At 32.3% G+C, this 18,421-nt stretch carries 15 protein-coding genes and 1 pseudogene; 14 read left to right on the top strand and 2 right to left on the bottom strand.

The features are described 5' to 3' along the window. On the top strand, window positions 1-971 hold a 971-nt coding region (locus KA858_RS00345), incomplete at its 5' end, for a DUF1542 domain-containing protein (RefSeq protein WP_210134728.1). A gap of 99 nt (window positions 972-1,070) precedes the next feature. On the opposite strand, the gene KA858_RS00340 is transcribed toward KA858_RS00345, so the two are convergent. Further along, window positions 1,071-2,324: a BaiN/RdsA family NAD(P)/FAD-dependent oxidoreductase gene (locus KA858_RS00340; protein WP_210134727.1), complete on the bottom strand. Its 1,254-nt coding sequence runs from the start codon at window positions 2,322-2,324 to the stop codon at window positions 1,071-1,073. Window positions 2,325-2,593: 269 nt separating this feature from the next. Here KA858_RS00340 and KA858_RS00335 point away from each other — a divergent pair, with 269 nt between their 5' ends. The 8 genes and pseudogenes from KA858_RS00335 (at window position 2,594) to KA858_RS00300 (ending at window position 10,989) form a co-directional block, all read left to right on the top strand. Continuing rightward, window positions 2,594-4,231 (top strand): putative polysaccharide biosynthesis protein, encoded by a 1,638-nt coding sequence (locus KA858_RS00335; RefSeq protein ID WP_053030516.1) that lies wholly within the window; start codon window positions 2,594-2,596, stop codon window positions 4,229-4,231. Beyond that, a pseudogene (locus KA858_RS00330) lies at window positions 4,228-4,922 on the top strand (pseudouridine synthase). Before KA858_RS00335 ends, KA858_RS00330 begins: the two are co-directional and overlap by 4 nt. A 17-nt stretch (window positions 4,923-4,939) precedes the next feature. Then, window positions 4,940-5,365, top strand: a complete 426-nt coding sequence (locus tag KA858_RS00325; RefSeq protein ID WP_053030512.1) for a YtxH domain-containing protein — start codon at window positions 4,940-4,942, stop codon at window positions 5,363-5,365. Between the two features lie 392 nt (window positions 5,366-5,757). After that, window positions 5,758-7,167 (top strand): Cys-Gly-3M3SH dipeptidase, encoded by a 1,410-nt coding sequence (locus KA858_RS00320; protein ID WP_053030510.1) that lies wholly within the window; start codon window positions 5,758-5,760, stop codon window positions 7,165-7,167. A gap of 3 nt (window positions 7,168-7,170) precedes the next feature. Further along, entirely contained in the window at window positions 7,171-8,019 is an 849-nt protein-coding gene (gene dat, locus KA858_RS00315) for a D-amino-acid transaminase (protein ID WP_070855680.1), read from the top strand. 457 nt (window positions 8,020-8,476) lie between these two features. Next, window positions 8,477-9,268, top strand: coding sequence for a phosphotransferase family protein (locus KA858_RS00310; RefSeq protein WP_053030507.1), 792 nt, complete (start codon window positions 8,477-8,479; stop codon window positions 9,266-9,268). 14 nt (window positions 9,269-9,282) lie between these two features. Then, window positions 9,283-9,933, top strand: a complete 651-nt coding sequence (trmB, locus tag KA858_RS00305; RefSeq protein WP_107629731.1) for a tRNA (guanosine(46)-N7)-methyltransferase TrmB — start codon at window positions 9,283-9,285, stop codon at window positions 9,931-9,933. A gap of 234 nt (window positions 9,934-10,167) precedes the next feature. Beyond that, the gene (locus KA858_RS00300; RefSeq protein WP_210134726.1) at window positions 10,168-10,989 is read left to right on the top strand and encodes a YtnP family quorum-quenching lactonase; all 822 of its coding nucleotides are present in this window, start codon (window positions 10,168-10,170) and stop codon (window positions 10,987-10,989) included. 120 nt (window positions 10,990-11,109) lie between these two features. Here KA858_RS00300 and KA858_RS00295 read toward each other — a convergent pair whose 3' ends face one another. After that, window positions 11,110-11,427 (bottom strand): hypothetical protein, encoded by a 318-nt coding sequence (locus KA858_RS00295; RefSeq protein ID WP_210134725.1) that lies wholly within the window; start codon window positions 11,425-11,427, stop codon window positions 11,110-11,112. Between the two features lie 86 nt (window positions 11,428-11,513). Here KA858_RS00295 and KA858_RS00290 point away from each other — a divergent pair, with 86 nt between their 5' ends. The 5 genes from KA858_RS00290 to KA858_RS00270 all read left to right on the top strand — a co-directional run bounded on the left by KA858_RS00290 (window position 11,514) and on the right by KA858_RS00270 (window position 18,407). Further along, window positions 11,514-12,587 carry a M42 family metallopeptidase gene (locus KA858_RS00290; protein WP_210134724.1) on the top strand — a complete coding sequence of 358 codons (1,074 nt, stop codon included), beginning with the start codon at window positions 11,514-11,516 and terminating at the stop codon, window positions 12,585-12,587. 12 nt (window positions 12,588-12,599) lie between these two features. Continuing rightward, a complete protein-coding gene (locus KA858_RS00285) occupies window positions 12,600-12,914 on the top strand; it encodes a thioredoxin family protein (RefSeq protein WP_210134723.1) in 315 nt (104 codons plus the stop codon). A 109-nt stretch (window positions 12,915-13,023) separates the two neighbouring features. Next, window positions 13,024-13,881: a DUF1444 domain-containing protein gene (locus tag KA858_RS00280; RefSeq protein ID WP_053030495.1), complete on the top strand. Its 858-nt coding sequence runs from the start codon at window positions 13,024-13,026 to the stop codon at window positions 13,879-13,881. 21 nt (window positions 13,882-13,902) lie between these two features. Then, window positions 13,903-14,502, top strand: coding sequence for a YtpR family tRNA-binding protein (gene ytpR / locus KA858_RS00275; protein ID WP_075108644.1), 600 nt, complete (start codon window positions 13,903-13,905; stop codon window positions 14,500-14,502). Between the two features lie 17 nt (window positions 14,503-14,519). Further along, window positions 14,520-18,407, top strand: a complete 3,888-nt coding sequence (locus KA858_RS00270; RefSeq protein WP_210134722.1) for a DNA translocase FtsK — start codon at window positions 14,520-14,522, stop codon at window positions 18,405-18,407. Window positions 18,408-18,421 lie beyond the last annotated feature (14 nt).

Raw genomic sequence — 18,421 nt, 5'->3', positions numbered from 1 at the left:
CGATAGACCAAGCGACAAATAACGCAGGTGTAGACACTGCTAAATCTTCAGGTGTAGACGCGATCAATCATGTTGAACTAACGGTTGAGAAAAAAGCGCAAGCTAAGGAAGCAGAAATTGAACAAACACCAAATGCGACAGATGAAGAAAAGGTAGCAGCAAAAGTTAAGGTAGACGAAGTAATTAAAATTGCGAAAGAAAATATTGATAAATCTTTAAACAACAGCGAAGTTGATGCATCTTTAAGTAAAGGTAAATTGGATATAAATAAAGTTCAAACTACAGTTATTGCGAAAAATAAAGCAATTAAACATCTGATGGATATTGCAACTAAGCAAAAAGCAATCATTGATTCAAATAAATCTGCAACTTATGAAGAAAAAATGCGTGCAAAACATAAGATTGATCAAATAATAAATCAAGCTTTTGCAGAAATTAAAAAAGCGAAAAGTAATAGAGAAGTTAAAGCAATTGATATTAAACATAGTAAGTTAATTACACAAATAAATACCTTAGCTAAAGCTAAACTAAACGCTAAAAAAGTAATTTTAAGTAAAGGTAAGGATATAGTAGAAAAAATAGAGAATTCACAAAATATTTCTAATGAAGAAAAGAATAAGTTAAAGACACTTGTAGATAATATTGTTAAAAGTTCATTATTAAGAATTGATAAAGCTACACATGATACTCAATTAAGTCAAATTGTTGAAGAAACTGAAGCTAAACTTAACGATATTAAATTTAATAAAATGAAAAATACTGAAAAAATTTATAAAATAGAAAAAGAAGCTTCTAAAAATAAAAATCCTAGAGTCAATTCTAAATTAAAATTAATAGAATTTAATGGAAATACTTTATTACCTAATACAGGTATTAAAAAAGTAGAAGATGTTGTACCATTAACTCAATTGTCTTTAATTAGTGGATTATTCTTACTATTAATATCAAAGCGAAGAAAAAATGTTAAATAAGATTGAAATACTCTCTTTACCGGTAATCAGAAATTAAATTTTAAAAGAACTTCCTTCAAACGTTTAAATCCTAATTTGTTTGAAGGAAGTTCTTTTGTTCTATTTAAAAATGGCTGCTTCATGTCCAGCAACATGGCCAGTTACTAATGCACTGGTAATATTATAGCCACCTGTATAACCGTGGATATCTAATACTTCTCCACATAAAAATAAACCAGGTTGTATTTTTGACATCATCGTTTTTGGCCAAATTTCTTTTAAACTTACACCACCACCAGTTACAAAGGCTTTATCAATTGGTAAAGTGCCGTTCACTTTAAAGGTAAAGGCTTTAAAACAGTCAACTAATTTTTTTAGTTGTTGATTTGATAGGTGATGATATGTAGTATTTTCATCGATTTGAGCTTGTTTGAGCATAAATAACAAATATCGTTCTTCTATAAGTCCTCTTAAACTATTTTTTATGTACTTATCAGGTTCTTCAATTAAAATAGATGTTATTTTTTCCTCTAGAACATGATTTTTGTATTCTGGAAAAACATCTAATTGCATATTAATTTCTTTTTTCTTTTGATTTTTTTGTTCTTTATAAACAAATTGACTACATCTTAGCGCTGCTGGTCCACTTATACCAAAATGAGTAAATATCATATCCATTTGATGGCTAATTCGTTTTTTACCGTTTTTCTTAAGCACGGATAATTCTACATCTTTAAGACTTAAACCTTTAAGTTCTTTGGATTTAATAAAGTGTTCTGCTGAAGTAATAGGAACTTCAGTAGGGAAGAGATCAGTAATGCTATGACCTAAACTTTCCGCAAATTTGTAGCCATCTCCAGTTGAACCTGTTTGAGGTACACTTGTGCCTCCAGTTGCAATGATGACACTTTTACTTAAAAATGAGCCTTTATCAGTTCTAACTTTAAATATCCCATTGTCTTCTACATTAATATCGTTAACGATCGTTTCTTCTTTAATATCGACTTTATTTTGTTTAATGGTGTTTACAAGTGTATCTACTACATCTTGAGATTTATTAGATACTGGAAACATACGGCCGTGATCTTCTTCTTTTAATTTGACGCCTCTAGATTCAAAAAAGTGTATGATTGATTCGTTATCAAATACAGAAAAAGGGCTATATAAAAATTTTCCATTACCTGGTATGTTTTTAATTATTTCTGCATATGGTAATCGATTCGTAACATTACATCTACCGCCACCAGAAATTTTAAGTTTTCTACCTAAACCTTTCTTTTTCTCTAATAAAAGTACTTTTTCACTTTGCTCAGATGCAGCAACTGCAGCCATGAGTCCGCTAGGCCCACCACCTATGATTATTGTTTGATACATTGAGAAACCTCCGTCTTATTATCTTAGTGCTATTATTATAATTTAAATTACGATTGAATTCTTAACAATTTTAGTTATAATTTAAGATTGGTTCATTAACAAATGAATATATATCTTGATTTATTATGCGTTTAAACTTAAATTTAGTAAAACTATTAAAGTCATTAGTAAACAATTAGTATTTTGTGATATATTTTATAGTAATGCAAGCCCTTCAAAAAGGTTTTAAATTAAATAATTTGATTATTAAAAAGGCAGGAAGATTAAATATGAGTGAAAATAAGGAAATGGTAAGAGGTACCTTTCTCATTACATTAAGTATTCTAATAACTAAAATATTAGGTGTACTTTTTGTAATTCCTTTTTATGCCATTATGGGTGCAAATGCGGAAGAAAAGTTAGCACCATTTAACTATGCATATGTTCCATATAATATCGCAATTGCTGTTGCAACAGCGGGAATACCATTAGCAGCCTCAAAATTTGTAGCTAAGTACAATGCTTTAGGTGCTTATAAAGTTGGACAAAAATTATATAAATCAAGTTTTATCGTGATGTCCATATCAGGAATAATAGGATTTTTAATTCTATTTTTCTTAGCGCCAGATATTGCTTCTCTAACTTTAGGACGTAAAGAGGGCAAAGGCGGATGGACAATTGATGATATTACTTGGATAATTCGAGTGATAAGTATGGTAGTTGTATTTATACCATTACTTGCTACATGGCGTGGTGTATTCCAAGGGTACGAATCAATGGGACCTACAGCTGTTTCTGAGGTAACAGAACAACTCGCTAGAATTGTGTTTATACTTATCGGAAGTTTCTTAGTATTAAATGTCTTTCATGGTTCTTACTTACAAGCAAATGGTATAGCTACGTTTGCAGCCGCGATAGGTGCTATTGCTGGTTTACTAACGCTTTGGTACTACTGGCGAAAACGTAAGCCACATATTCAAAAAATGGTAGCATCCGATAATTCTGGACTAGATGTTTCTTATACTAAAATGTATAAAGAAATAATTTCATATAGTATTCCATTTGTTATTGTAAGTCTGAATTTCCCACTATTTAATTTAGTGGACCAATTTACACACAATAATGCATTAGATGCAGCAGGATTCCATGCGAATAAAGACTATTTCTTTACTATCTTAAACTTTACAACAAACAAAATTGTTATGATACCAACATCATTAGCAGCGGGTTTTGCAGTTAGTTTAATACCATTTATTACCAAGACTTTTGCTGAAGGTCGCTTAACAGAAATGCATCGTCAAATTAGAACATCTATTGGCGTATTAATGTACATAACAGTGCCAGCAAGTCTTGGAATAATGGCATTATCATCTCCTTTATACACTGTATTCTATCAATATAATCCAGATGGTAATAAAATATTATTTTACTATGCACCAGTTGCAATTTTAATTTCTTTATTAAGTGTAACTGCGTCAATGCTACAAGGGATTAACAAACAAAAATTAACAGTTTTTGTAATTTTAGGATCTGTAATTGTTAAATTAATCTTGAATATTCCATTAATTATGATATTCCATACAGCAGGTGCAGTTTTAAGTACTGCTATTGCGCTTACAGTCGCTAACATCGCGAACCTAATGATTTTGAAAATTTATGCTAAATTCCATTTTACAGATACATTTGTTCAAGTTGCTAAAATTTTCATTTATAGTTTAATCATGATGATAAGTGTTGAAGTTGTGTACTTTATTTTAAGCTTGTTCATATCTGTTGATCGTAAATCTGGAGCGTTTATTATTCTGATCATTGGCGTTATTGTAGGTGGTCTCATCTATGGCACAATTACAATTAAAAATAGATTGGCAGATGAGTTTTTAGGAGATTTACCTGGTAAAATTCGTCGAAAAGTTGGTTTCTTAAGATGAGATTAGATAAATTTTTAGCTAATATGGGTGTGGGTACACGTTCTGAGGTAAAGCAATTTTTAAAAAAAGGAACGTTACAGTTAACGATTCGATAGAGAAATCACCTAAATGTCATATTAATCCAGAAGACGATATTGTGATGGTAAATGGAAAACAAATTACGTTTATTAATCATATTTATATTATGCTCAATAAACCTAAGGGCTATATTTCAGCTACGCATGATGGAACGAATCGCACTGTCATAGATTTAATTCCAGAATATCAGCATTTAGATATCTTTCCTGTTGGAAGATTAGATAAAGATACAGAGGGATTATTGCTTATCACAAATGACGGTCAGTTTAGTCATGAATTGATGAGTCCCGTTAAACATGTATCAAAGACATATGAAGTCATCTCACAACATACGATATCTGATGATGATATTGAAGCTTTTAAGCAGGGAATCACACTATCTGATGGACCAGTTAAACCTGCTTTACTAAAAAGAGTAAATGAGACTACGTCACAGGTGACCATTTATGAAGGTAAGTATCATCAAGTTAAAAGGATGTTTCATGCCATTGAAAATGAGGTATTAGAATTAAAACGTCTTAAAATCGCTAATTTGGCGTTAGATAAAAATCTTAAATCTGGTGAGTATAAGTTACTCTCAGATGACGAATTAAAGCTTTTACAGCATTCATAAAGGAGAAGGTGTATACTATGTCTAAAACTACAGGCTTATTTAGAATTATTGCTGGTGTCGGTGCTGCAACTGCAGCAGTTGTATTATCTCGAAAAGAAAGTAGAGATAAATTAAAAGAGCAATATAATAAATACAAAGAAGATCCAGAAAGTTATAAAGAAAATGCAAAAGGATTAGCGAGTCAATTAGGTTCAAAAGCTAATGAAACAATTCAAGAGGTTAGAAATAACCCTCAAGAATACGCTAATCGCTTGAAAAATGATCCAAAATCATTCTTAGAAGAAGAAAAATCAAAATTTACTAATTTAGATGCAAACAAAGAAGATGCACTAGAAGAAGGCAAATTTGATGATGAAGGTGGCGCTACTGTTAATAATAATTTAAGAGTAGTCACTGAAGAAGATTTAAAGAAGAATAAAAATGCGTTAGAAGATAAAGATTAATTTTGTGATATTTATAAGAGCAAGAGAAATAACAATATGATATTGCTACTTTGCCAACTCGCAGTAGCTGACTGAACTGAGAATACACTTTAATCATGCTTTTTTCAGTTCTGGTCATCCTTTCGGGGATGGGACAACGAATTTAAAAAGAATTCTGTCCCATTCTTTTTTTATAAATATGGAATGTAAGATTTGTGTACAAAAAATTAAAGGTCATTGATATGTATGATTTACACAAATTGCGTCATATAGCTTATAAATATGGAGGTTTTATAAAATTTTTAACATAAATTTTTATAAAAATCTATAAATATTCTGACATCTTACTGTAATTTTTCGTTATAGTTATGTAAAATAAACTGTATATTTATTGAAAAGGAAGTTGATCTCGAATGTGGAAAGAGAAAGTTCAAGAATATGAAGGTCAAATAATCGATGATTTGAAAGGTTTACTTTCGATTGAGAGTGTCAGAGATGATTCAAAAGCATCTGATGAAACTCCAGTTGGTCCGGGGCCTCGTCAAGCGCTTGATTATATGTACGAAATAGCACAAAGAGATGGTTTTTCTACCCATGATGTAGATCATATTGCAGGCAGAATTGAAGCAGGTAAAGGTGACGATGTTTTAGGTATTTTATGTCATGTCGATGTCGTGCCTGCAGGAGATGGATGGGACTCAGATCCATTTAATCCTGTGGTAACTGATGATGCAATTATTGCTAGAGGTACGCTAGATGACAAAGGACCGACAATAGCAGCCTATTACGCTGTTAAAATTTTAAATGAAATGAAAGTTGATTGGAAGAAACGTATTCATATCATTATTGGTACAGATGAAGAGTCAGATTGGAAATGTACTGAAAGATATTTCCAAACGGAAGAAATGCCAGCATTAGGATTTGCACCTGATGCAGAATTTCCAGCTATTCATGGAGAAAAAGGAATCACAACTTTCGATTTAGTTCAAAATAGTACGTCTGAAGATCAAGATGAACCAGATTATGAATTGATTTCGTTTGAATCTGGTCAACGTTACAATATGGTACCTGATCATGCTCAAGCACGCGTATTTGTCAAAGAAAACATGACCGACGTTGTTCAGCATTTCGAACACTATTTAGATGAGCATAAACTACAAGGTGAGAGTGTCGTTGATAGTGGAGAGTTAGTCCTAACGGTTGAAGGTAAAGCTGTTCATGGTATGGATCCATCATTAGGTGTTAATGCTGGCTTATACTTATTAGATTTCTTATCAACATTAAATCTAAATCAAACAGCAAGAGAATTTGTAGACTTTAGTAATCGTTACCTTCACGAATCACATTTTGGTGAGAAGATGGGAATGAAATTCCATACAGATGTTATGGGCGATGTAACTACAAATGTTGGTATTATTTCTTATGATCATAAACATGCTGGCCGATTTGGTATTAATTTACGTTATCCACAAAATTTTGAATTTGAAGAAGCTATACAGCGATTTACTAAAGAAATTAAAGAATATGGATTTGATCTTGAATTAGGCAAAGTTCAGCAACCTCATTTTGTAGACAAAAATGATCCTTTTGTACAGAAATTAGTTACAGCTTATAGAAATCAAACTGGCGATATGTCTGAACCCTATACAATAGGTGGAGGTACATATGCTAGAAACCTTGATAAAGGTGTGGCATTTGGAGCCATGTTTGAAGATTCAGAGGATTTAATGCATCAAAAGAATGAATATATTACTAAAAAACAATTATTCAATGCAACAAGTATCTATTTAGAAGCAATTTACTCACTATGTGTGGAGGGATAAACTATGACAAAAGTATTTATTAACGGTGAATTTATCGATCAAAGTGAAGCAAAAGTCTCTTATGAAGATCGTGGTTATGTATTCGGTGATGGTATTTATGAATACATTCGAGCATATGACGGGAAATTATTTACAGTTACAGAACATTTCGAGCGTTTTATAAGAAGTGCTGCGGAAATACAATTAGATTTAGGATATACAGTCGAAGAATTAATTGATGTAGTTAGAGAATTATTAAAGGTAAATCAAATAAAAAATGGTGGCATTTACATCCAAGCTACACGTGGTGTAGCACCAAGAAATCATTCTTTCCCAACACCTGACGTAAAGCCTGTCATTATGGCATTTGCTAAAAGTTACGATCGACCTTTTGAAGATTTGGAAAACGGAATCAATGCAGCAACTGTAGAAGATATTAGATGGTTACGTTGCGACATTAAAAGTTTAAACCTTTTAGGAAATGTACTTGCAAAAGAATATGCAGTTAAATACAACGCAAGTGAAGCAATTCAACATAGAGGCGATATAGTTACAGAAGGTGCTTCAAGTAATGTGTATGCAATTAAAGATGGTGCAATCTATACGCATCCCGTTAATAATTACATTTTGAATGGTATTACGCGTAAAGTAATTAAATGGATATCTGAAGATGAAGATATTCCATTTAAAGAAGAAACGTTTACTGTTGAATTTTTGAAAAATGCTGATGAAGTCATTGTTTCAAGTACATCTGCCGAAGTGACACCTGTTGTTAAAATAGATGGTGAGCAAGTTGGTGAAGGCACAGTAGGACCTGTTACGCGCAAACTTCAAGAAGGATTTAATAAATACATTGAAACAAGAAGTAATTAATTAAATAAATAATTGATTATTAAAGAACGTACTGATTCTAAATTTATAGAATTTGAGTACGTTCTTTTTGATTTTATAATGTAAATAAATTTCATGAATTAAATTAAAAATACGCAGTTTAAAGGTCTGAAAATGTGTTATAATGAAACCTAAAGATTGAAACGTAATTTAGCCATAATCGACTAGTAAAATGTATCTTTTTGTTTCTCATTTTCAGTTGAAAAAGAAGGCTAAAAATTATAAAATCATCATTGAGTGATAAAAGAGACGTATTTATTTAAATAAATGTTTGGGGACAGTAACATTTTATTTATAATAATGACTTATGTATAAAAATATAATTATTTAGAAATATATAGTCGTGTTTTCCAACAAACGATTATAGCAAATTAGAATATATGGCTCTTGAAAACTATATTTCTCGAGCCATTTTCTAATTGAAAGTGAGGTGAACGAGTTGGAGCAGTTTTATCAATTAGGGTGGACACTTGATTCAGCAGGAGGTGCTTCTGGTGAAGCATATATGGCTGAACAGGACGGTCAAAAACTATTCTTAAAGCGTAATTCTAATCCATTTATTGCAGCATTGTCAGCTGAAGGTATTGTACCTAAATTAGTATGGACCAAACGTATTGAAACAGGTGAAGTTGTCACAGCCCAACACTGGAAAAATGGCAGAGAACTTGAACCAGATGAAATGTATCAAGCACGTGTTGCTGCATTGCTTAAGAAGATTCATGGTTCTAAACCTTTACTGAATATGCTTAAACGTATGGAAATGGAACCCATCACCCCTAATATCATGTTGAAAAAGATTAATGCATCACTATCAAGAGAAGTATTAACACATCACATTATTCGTAAATCATTAACATACCTTGAAGAACATATCCCCAATATGGATTCTCGTTTCTTTACGGTTGTACATGGAGATGTAAATCATAACAACTGGCTACTATCTGATAGAGATGAATTATTCTTAGTAGATTGGGAAGGCGCAATGATTGCCGATCCTGCTATTGATATTGGAATGCTGCTCTATAACTACGTTCCCGAAAAAAATTGGTCTGACTGGTTTAAGACGTATGGCGTAGAAGAAAGCATAGACTTAAATAAACGTATGAAATGGTATACAGTCATTCAATCAATTGGTATGGTTCAATGGTATGAAGAGCAAAAAAGATTCAAAGATATGAATAATTGGCTAAAATTTTTAAACGAGGTTATGAATAGTAATTTATTTATCTAAGGGAGATTTCAAGTATGAGAGTTCGCTATAAACCATGGGCGGAAGATTATTTAAAAGAACATCCTGATTTAGTAGATATGGATGGCACACATGCAGGAAAAATGTCAGAGTGGTTTGATAAAGAACAACCCATCTATATAGAAATTGGCTCTGGTATGGGGCAGTTTATAACAACGTTAGCCTCTAAATTCCCAGAAATTAATTTTGTATCTATGGAACGCGAGAAAAGTGTCATGTATAAAGTGCTAGATAAAGTGAAAGAACAAGGCCTAACAAATTTAAAAATGATATGTAATGACGCTATAGAATTAAATGAGTATTTCAATGATGGTGAAGTTTCACGTATTTATTTAAATTTCTCTGACCCATGGCCGAAAAAAAGACACGCTAAACGCCGATTAACATATCATACTTTTTTAGCGCTATATCAACAAATCCTTAAAGAAGATGGAGAAATTCATTTTAAAACGGATAACAGAGGTTTATTCGCGTTTAGTTTAGAAAGTATGTCGCAATATGGTATGTACTTTACTAAATTAAATCTCAATCTTCATGAAGAAGATGATGAAGATAATATATTGACAGAATATGAGAAGAAATTTTCCGATAAAGGTTCTAGAATTTATCGAATGGAAGCAAAATTTCATAAAGACATTGAACATTAATATAAAGTTGTGACTTAGATCATCATGAAGATTCACGGTAGTTAGTGAGATTGAGTGAACGCTAATGCATCACTTGTTATAGTTTAAAACGTCATTCCAAGAGTGGAACATTGAATTCGACAAGAATTCTGTTCTGCTCTTTTCTGTTTATATATTCTTAAATTGGATATTGTAATGTAAGATTATTTCATATATTGAAATACTTGATAAATAAAAAGATGGAAGGTGTTTAATATGAAGTTAGGTGCATTTAATATCACTTATTTAAATGGTGGTATGACGCAAATGGATGGTGGTGCTATCTTTGGCGTTGTACCTAAACCGCTGTGGACGAAAAAGTATGATGTGAATGAAAGAAATCAAGTTCCTAACTTAACATATCCAATTTTAATTCAGACTGGCGATAAGAACATTATCATCGATGCTGGAATTGGAAATCATAAATTAACAGACAAACAACTTAAAAATTATGGTGTCGAATATGAAAGTCATATTCAATTTGATTTAGAAAAATTAAATTTGACTGTGAAAGATATCGATATTGTATTAATGTCACATATGCATTTTGACCATGCGACAGGGTTAACGGATACAGAGGGTAATTCTATTTTTCCAAATGCAATACACTATGTGCAACAAGACGAGTGGCATGAATTTATAAATCCAAACATTCGTAGTAAAGCAACCTATTGGGAAATAAATAGAGGTACATATGAAGATAAAATGATACTTTTTGATGAATTCATTGAAGTTTATCCAGGGATTCATATGAAGCATGTTGGTGGTCATAGTTATGGACAATCAATTATTACAATTGAGAGTGAAGGTGAGCGTGCAGTTCACATGTCTGATATATTACCTACAAATGCACATACCAATCCACTTTGGGTTATGGCATATGATGATTACCCAATGACATCTATTCGAGAAAAAGAAAGATTAATACCATACTTTATTTATCATGATTATTGGTTCTTATATTATCATGATCATGTTTACTTCGCGACGCAATATGAGTCAGATGGAAAGACGATTAAGCAATCAATTAAACGATAAAGAAAGTGATATAAAACGATTTGGTAACGTTGTTATCCATTTTTTAATGAACTATTACAATAGGGAGCCGGACTAAGAATTTATATTCATTCAGTCCTGCTCCCTATAATGTTCAGTTTATTACAATTCAATAATATTTAAAATTTCACCAGATTTTGCATCTGCATAAAAGATATATTCCATCTTTTGATTATTCTTAATTTGAGTAATGCCGCCTTGAAAAATGAAACGATTTGGATATAGATTGTCATCTACATACGGCTCATGAAGAATAAACGATCCTGTGATGTTCATAAAGTAAGATTTGGCTTCATTCAATACTTTATCAGGATTCTGCATTTTATTCTTTTCTTTTAGGAAATAAATAAAAAAGACAGTGGCTATACCTGAAACTAGAGCAACTGAAATTGAGATGTATTTGTAAGTTTGACGTGTCATAATCTCTACCTCTCTATTAATAGTTCTTATCATTAGTGTACCATATTCAAAATGATATAATACATTTAAGGAGTGTGTTAGTTAAGATGGATAAGCATAAAACATTAGAACGAATTAAGGCATTAACCGAATTACATGGTGCACCAGGTTTTGAAGAGGATGTACGAAATTATATGAAAAATGAAATGTCACCATATGTTGATGAGTTTATCGTAAATCGTATGGGTGGTTTCTATGGCGTTAAAAAATCTAAAAAAGCTAATGCTAAGAAGGTAATGATTGCTGCGCATATGGATGAAATAGGGTTCATGATTACAAACATTACTTCGAATGGTATGCTACAGTTTACCAATCTTGGTGGTGTAGCAAACGATATTTGGCAAGGTCAACGTCTTCAAGTAAACAATAGAAAAGGCGACATTATAGTAGGGATTGTCTCTAATATTCCGAAACATTTTAGAACAGGCAACGAAGCGGTGCCAGAAATAAAAGATTTGATGCTAGATATCGGTGCAAGTTCTGATGACGAAGTAAGACAGATGGGAATAGAAATAGGAGATACGATTGTTCCGAATACTGAATTAACGCAATTAACTGAACATCGATATAGCGCGAAAGCATGGGATAATCGATATGGTTGTGTCATTGCGATTGAAATATTAGAATTGTTGAAGAATATCGATTTGGATGTTGATTTATACGTTGGCGCTAATGTTCAAGAAGAAGTAGGCTTACGTGGTGCTAAAGCAGCTGCTGAACTCATTCAACCTGATGTTGCACTTGTAGTGGATTGTTCTCCAGCAAATGATATTAAAGGTGCAAATCAATTATCAGGTGAATTAGGTGAAGGGACTTTAATTCGAATTAAAGACGGTACCATGATTTTACAACCTGAATTTAGAGACTATCTACTTAAATTAGCAGATGATAATAATATAAATTACCAATATTATATTTCACCGGGTGGCACAGATGGTGGTGAAATTCACAAAGCTAATATTGGTATTCCAACTGCTGTAATAGGTGTTTGTGCTAGATACATTCACAGTACTAATGCTGTTTTTGATATTAGAGATTATTTCTCAGCAAGACAATTACTAGAACAAGTTATACTCAACTTAACTGAAGAACAAATTAATAAATTACAATTTCAAGAATAAGGAGCGAATAAAATGATTAATTTAGAATCTGAATCACAATTCAAGTCACTTAAGAAAGAACATACCGTATTTGAATTTACGGCAGGTTGGTGTCCTGACTGTCGTGTCATTGAACCTGATCTACCTCAATTGGAAGAGAAATATAAAGATTTTAACTTCGTTTCTGTAGATAGAGACCAATTTATAGATTTAGCCATAGAACATGATATCATGGGTATTCCAAGCTTTTTAGTATTTAAAGATGACGAATTAGTAGGAAGTTACATTGGAAAAGAACGCAAATCTATCGAACAAATCGATGAATTTTTAAGTCAGTTTGATAAATAGATAAAGCATTTAAAAGGTTTTTAGAATGATATGTACAATTGATTTTTTCTGTAATTGACCACAAATTTATTGTAAAATAGGATAAGGTGCGAATATAGGAGTGTTAAACATGAATGTTTTTCAAGTAAGAGATAAATTGAAACAACGTTTAGCGCATTTAAATGTTGATTTTAAATTTGATCGTGAAGAAGAAACGTTACGTATATATAGACAAGACAATCATAAAGGCGTAACAATCAAATTAAACGCTATTGTCGCTAAATATGAAGTCCAAAAAGAGAAAATTATAGATGAGATTGTATATTATGTTGAAGAAGCCATCGCTCAAATGGATGATCAAAGTATTGAGAAAATGAATGACATTCAGATTATGCCTGTCATTCGTGCTACAAGCTTTGATAAAAAAACAAAAGATGGTCATCCATTTATAATTGAAAAGCATACAGCAGAAACAAATATCTATTATGCACTCGATTTAGGTAAGTCTTATCGCTTAATTGATGAAAGTATGCTTGAATCACTTGGATTGACTGAACAACAAGTTAAGGAAATGTCACTATTTAATATACGTAAACTTAATAATCAATATAAAACAGATGAAGTTAAAGGGAATATTTTTTATTTTGTAAACTCTAATGATGGCTATGATGCCAGTCGTGTTTTAAATACCAAATTTTTAGATGATATCTATCAACAATGTGAAGGTGAAATGTTAGTAGCTGTACCACATCAAGATGTCTTAATTATTGCTGATATTCGAAATAAAACTGGTTATGATGTAATGGCACATTTAACTATGGAATTCTTTACTAAAGGATTAGTTCCTATTACTTCATTATCATTTGGTTATGAAAAAGGTCACTTCGAACCTATCTTCATTTTGGGTAAAAATAACAAACAAAAAAGAGACCCCAATGTGATACAACGATTGGAAGCAAATCGTAAAAAATTTAATAATAAGAAATAATTGATATAGAGGAGATTTAAAATGAATTTATTTTACAATAAAGAAGGCGTAGGGGATGTAGCTTTTCTACAAATTGAACCTACAGATGGACCGTTTGAATATAAGAAATCTGGAGATGTTGTTGAAATTAGTAAAGAAGGAACGATTGTTGGCTTCAATCTATTTAAGTTTTCAAATTATCATCAAATCAACGGTAATGGACATATTAAATTAACTTCTGAGCTTGTAGATGCATTACAAAAAGCTATTAATGAATCTGGATTAACGTATCAACTAAATGCAGATTTATCTCCTAAATTTGTAGTTGGTTATGTTGAAACTAAAGATAAGCATCCAGATGCGGATAAATTAAGTATTTTAAAAATAGATGTCGGTAATGATCATTTACAAATTGTTTGTGGTGCGCCAAATGTAGAAGCTGGACAAAAAGTGGTTGTTGCTAAAGTTGGTGCCGTAATGCCAAGTGGAATGGTTATTAAAGATGCTGAATTACGTGGTGTTGCTTCAAGCGGTATGGTTTGCTCAATGAGAGAATTAAATTTACCTAACGCACCTCAAGAAAAAGGTATTATGGTTTTAAGTGATGACTATAAAGTCGGTCAAGCATTTTTTGATGAATAAAGGAAGGAAGTGAATGTATGAGTTGGTTTGATGATTTATTTAGTAACAAAGACAATTCTGATGATGAATTGCTTAGACGCAAAAGTAAACGTCGCAATGGCGATCTAACTCAAAGCAAAGATGATTCATTACTTCCTGAAAATAATGATATTTACGATCGTCCAAAAGGTAAGTTTCGATTCCCAATCGATGTGGGTCCAGATGAAACGTATGAAGAAGCAACTTATCGCGAAAGTAATGATGATAAAGATAACCATTCAACATTGAAAGATAATCAATACGGTTCATATGAATATGATGACTATACAAGTCATATGAATAGTTACTCAAATGATGATCGTGCTGAAAACGCAAGAAGACATCGTAGAAGAAATCATGTGAGCCAAGATGATTCTGGTATGCCTTCTATTAAGTCAAGAACTTCTCAAACATCAAGTAGAACTCATAATACTAGTGCATCTCAACGTTTTAATAAACGTCAAAATACACATTCTAGAACGAATAATACTTATTACACAAGTGCTAATTCAAAACAATCTAGGATGAAATTACAATCAGAAAGATTCAAATCGAATTATCATTTGAGTTCTGAACCTACATATCACCGTTCAAGTTTTAAAACTTCAGAAGTACCATCAGCTATTTTCGGAACTAAAAAGCGTAGACCTATTGAAAACGGTGTTATACCACCAGTTAAAGATGACACAGATACAAGTGAGTCTAAAACCAAGCATCATTCGAGCACGGTAGAACACGTTCCGCATGAAAGTAAAAATGAAAAAGATAGCAGACAAAAATTTGATGGTGAACAATCAACTTCACGAGAGAATGAACCAGTTAACAATGAACAACAATCAGTCGTTGAAGGAAATGCTGATACTTCTAATCACTATGAACGTACGCCAAACTATTCAAAACGTGATAACACGGTAAATATAGAAAATATTTATGCTTCTCAAATCGTAGAGGAGATAAGAAAAGAAAGAGAGCGTAAAGTTCAACAGAAACGTAAATTTAAGCAAGCATTGCAAAAAAAACGTCAACAGACTGATGAAGAAGATAGTATTCAAAGAGCTATTGATGAAATGTATGCTAAGCAAGCTGAACAATATATTGGCGAAAGTTCATTAAACCACTCTGACCAATTACATAGTGATGTAACAGAGGATGTAAATGATGAGTACAATAACAACAATGACCATGTTGAGAGCCAAGCAGAAGACGTTGCGCATCATGAGACATCTAACGCTCAATTTAAAGATGATAGTGACATAGACCGTAATATTGAACAAGCAGAGTATATCGAAGAGACAAATGCACCTTATAATTATGAAGAGATTGATTTAAACCAAGTTTCAAGTGTGCAAGAAGTTAACCAAGAGGATGTACAAGTTAAAGATGTTCCAAATGATCAATTATCAAATGTTAATCATGATGAAGCACAACGTCATTCTAATGAAGTTATTGACGAATCTGCAAAAGAATCAAATTACCATCACGACGTAGCAGATGAAGAAGCGGTACAATTACAATCTAATAGTGATGATTCAGATAGTTTAAGTGAAAACATTAATGACGACAACCATAATGGAACTGTTGATGATGCACAATTTAGAGAAATAGATGACGTTGAGTCACACACTGACAGTAAATCCAAAAATGAATCTTTATCAGATGAAACATGTGGCATAGAAGATGATGAAGATGTATCAACTGAAAATGTTAATCATGCAATTAGAAATGCTGTAACGTCTGAAGTGGAATATGCCACTAAAGAAGATGACGAAACGAATGGAGTCTCTCAAAATACGAATATAGAGGGCCAAAATGTATCACAGTCAACGAAAACACATAATGAACCTTCTAATAAAATGGATGATTCATTTGCAGTTAAAGATTCAGATGAAGTAGTACAAGGTGTGGAAGATGAACACATTAATAATGGCGACGATAAATCAGAAATAACACATAAGGAAGCTAAAAAAGTACCTGAAAAAATGTCTATCACGCCAGGAAGTAAACCGTTTAATGTAGTTATGACACCTTCTGATAAAAAAAGAATGATGGATGCAAAAAAAGAATCTGTATCGAAACATAAAGTGAATGTACCAGAATTAAAGCCTGAGACAAAACAACATGTTCAAACTAAAAAGCGTGAATCAGAAGTCAACCATCATACAAATGAATCTCGTGACAGTGAAGATACATTATCTGAGTCTCAAACAGAGTCTACGCATTCAAACTATCATATCAATAATTCAGATGAACAAGATAAAAATTTAAATAATGTCATAAACAAAGATGACGATAACCAAGTAGAAGAACCTCTCGAAAAAAGCCAAAATACAGATACCGACAGTGAAGAACAATCTAACCAAGCTGTACATTCAAATCATGATATGAACAATCATCAAGAAGTGAATGCAACTGTTTCAGCAGACGATCAAACCATTGTATCTTCAAACCACCATCAAAAAGAAGAGCATAATGCTAAAGGTACAATTAGAAGAGGTCCCAATATTAAACTACCTAGCCTTGATTTATTAGAAGATCATGAAGCACATGAAATCGATGAGGCATGGATTGAAGAGAAGAAACAAGAGCTAAATGATGCCTTTTATTATTTTAATGTACCGGCTGAAGTGCAACATGTAACTGAAGGACCAAGTGTAACTCGGTTTGAATTGGCAGTAGAGAAGGGTGTCAAAGTTTCACGAATTACAGCTTTACAGGATGATATTAAAATGGCGTTAGCTGCGAAAGACATTCGAATTGAAGCACCAATTCCTGGAACAAGTTTAGTAGGTATTGAAGTACCAAACTTAAATCCTACGAAAGTTAACTTAAAATCTATTTTAGAAAGTCCAAAATTTAAAAATGCTGAGTCTAAATTAACCGTAGCTATGGGTAATAGAATTAACAATGAACCATTGTTAATGGATATTGCTAAAACACCACACGCCCTTATTGCGGGTGCAACTGGATCAGGTAAATCAGTCTGTATCAATAGTATTTTAATGTCATTACTTTACAAAAATCATCCAGAAGAATTAAGGTTATTACTAATTGATCCTAAGATGGTTGAACTTGCACCATACAACGATTTACCGCATTTAGTTTCACCGGTTATTACTGATGTTAAGGCAGCAACTCAAAGCTTAAAATGGGCCGTTGACGAAATGGAAAAACGTTACAAATTATTTGCGCAATTCCATGTAAGAAACATTACTGCTTTCAACAAAAAAGCACCATATGAGCAAAGAATGCCAAAAATTGTTATTGTTATTGATGAGTTAGCAGATTTAATGATGATGGCACCGCAAGAGGTAGAACAATCAATCGCTCGAATAGCACAAAAGGCGCGTGCATGTGGCATTCATATGTTGGTTGCAACACAACGACCATCTGTCAATGTTATTACTGGCTTAATTAAAGCCAATATACCTACACGCATTGCATTTATGGTATCTTCAAGCGTTGACTCAAGAACGATTTTAGACAGTGGTGGTGCGGAACGCTTATTAGGCTATGGCGATATGCTTTACTTAGGTAGTGGAATGAATAAACCAATTCGTGTACAAGGTACATTTGTTTCAGATGATGAGATTGATGATGTAGTTGATTTCATTAAAGAACAAAGAGAACCGAACTATTTATTCGAGGAGAAGGAATTACTTAAAAAGAACCAAACACAAGCTCAAGACGAATTATTCGATGATGTATGTGAATTTATGGTTAAAGAAGGACATATTTCCACTTCATTAATTCAAAGACACTTCCAAATTGGATATAACCGTGCTGCACGAATAGTAGACCAACTTGAACAGTTAGATTATATTTCTGGTGCAAACGGTTCTAAACCTAGAGATGTATTTATTACTGAAGCAGATTTAAAGAAAGATTAATTTAAAGGAGTTTT

This window comes from Staphylococcus sp. GDX8P80P (genome assembly GCF_017893095.1).
GTDB lineage: Bacteria > Bacillota > Bacilli > Staphylococcales > Staphylococcaceae > Staphylococcus > Staphylococcus borealis.
The sequence above is the reverse complement of the archived record's forward strand: the minus strand, read 5'-3'. Positions and strand labels throughout refer to the sequence as shown.

Coding starts and splice junctions, on each gene's coding strand:
- KA858_RS00325 (WP_053030512.1), top strand. CDS start 4,940: ATGTCTAAAACTACAGGCTTATTTAGAATTATTGCTGGTGTCGGTGCT.
- KA858_RS00290 (WP_210134724.1), top strand. CDS start 11,514: ATGGATAAGCATAAAACATTAGAACGAATTAAGGCATTAACCGAATTA.
- KA858_RS00285 (WP_210134723.1), top strand. CDS start 12,600: ATGATTAATTTAGAATCTGAATCACAATTCAAGTCACTTAAGAAAGAA.
- KA858_RS00270 (WP_210134722.1), top strand. CDS start 14,520: ATGAGTTGGTTTGATGATTTATTTAGTAACAAAGACAATTCTGATGAT.
- trmB (WP_107629731.1), top strand. CDS start 9,283: ATGAGAGTTCGCTATAAACCATGGGCGGAAGATTATTTAAAAGAACAT.
- KA858_RS00320 (WP_053030510.1), top strand. CDS start 5,758: ATGTGGAAAGAGAAAGTTCAAGAATATGAAGGTCAAATAATCGATGAT.
- dat (WP_070855680.1), top strand. CDS start 7,171: ATGACAAAAGTATTTATTAACGGTGAATTTATCGATCAAAGTGAAGCA.
- KA858_RS00335 (WP_053030516.1), top strand. CDS start 2,594: ATGAGTGAAAATAAGGAAATGGTAAGAGGTACCTTTCTCATTACATTA.
- KA858_RS00295 (WP_210134725.1), bottom strand. CDS start 11,427: ATGACACGTCAAACTTACAAATACATCTCAATTTCAGTTGCTCTAGTT.
- KA858_RS00280 (WP_053030495.1), top strand. CDS start 13,024: ATGAATGTTTTTCAAGTAAGAGATAAATTGAAACAACGTTTAGCGCAT.
- KA858_RS00340 (WP_210134727.1), bottom strand. CDS start 2,324: ATGTATCAAACAATAATCATAGGTGGTGGGCCTAGCGGACTCATGGCT.
- ytpR (WP_075108644.1), top strand. CDS start 13,903: ATGAATTTATTTTACAATAAAGAAGGCGTAGGGGATGTAGCTTTTCTA.
- KA858_RS00300 (WP_210134726.1), top strand. CDS start 10,168: ATGAAGTTAGGTGCATTTAATATCACTTATTTAAATGGTGGTATGACG.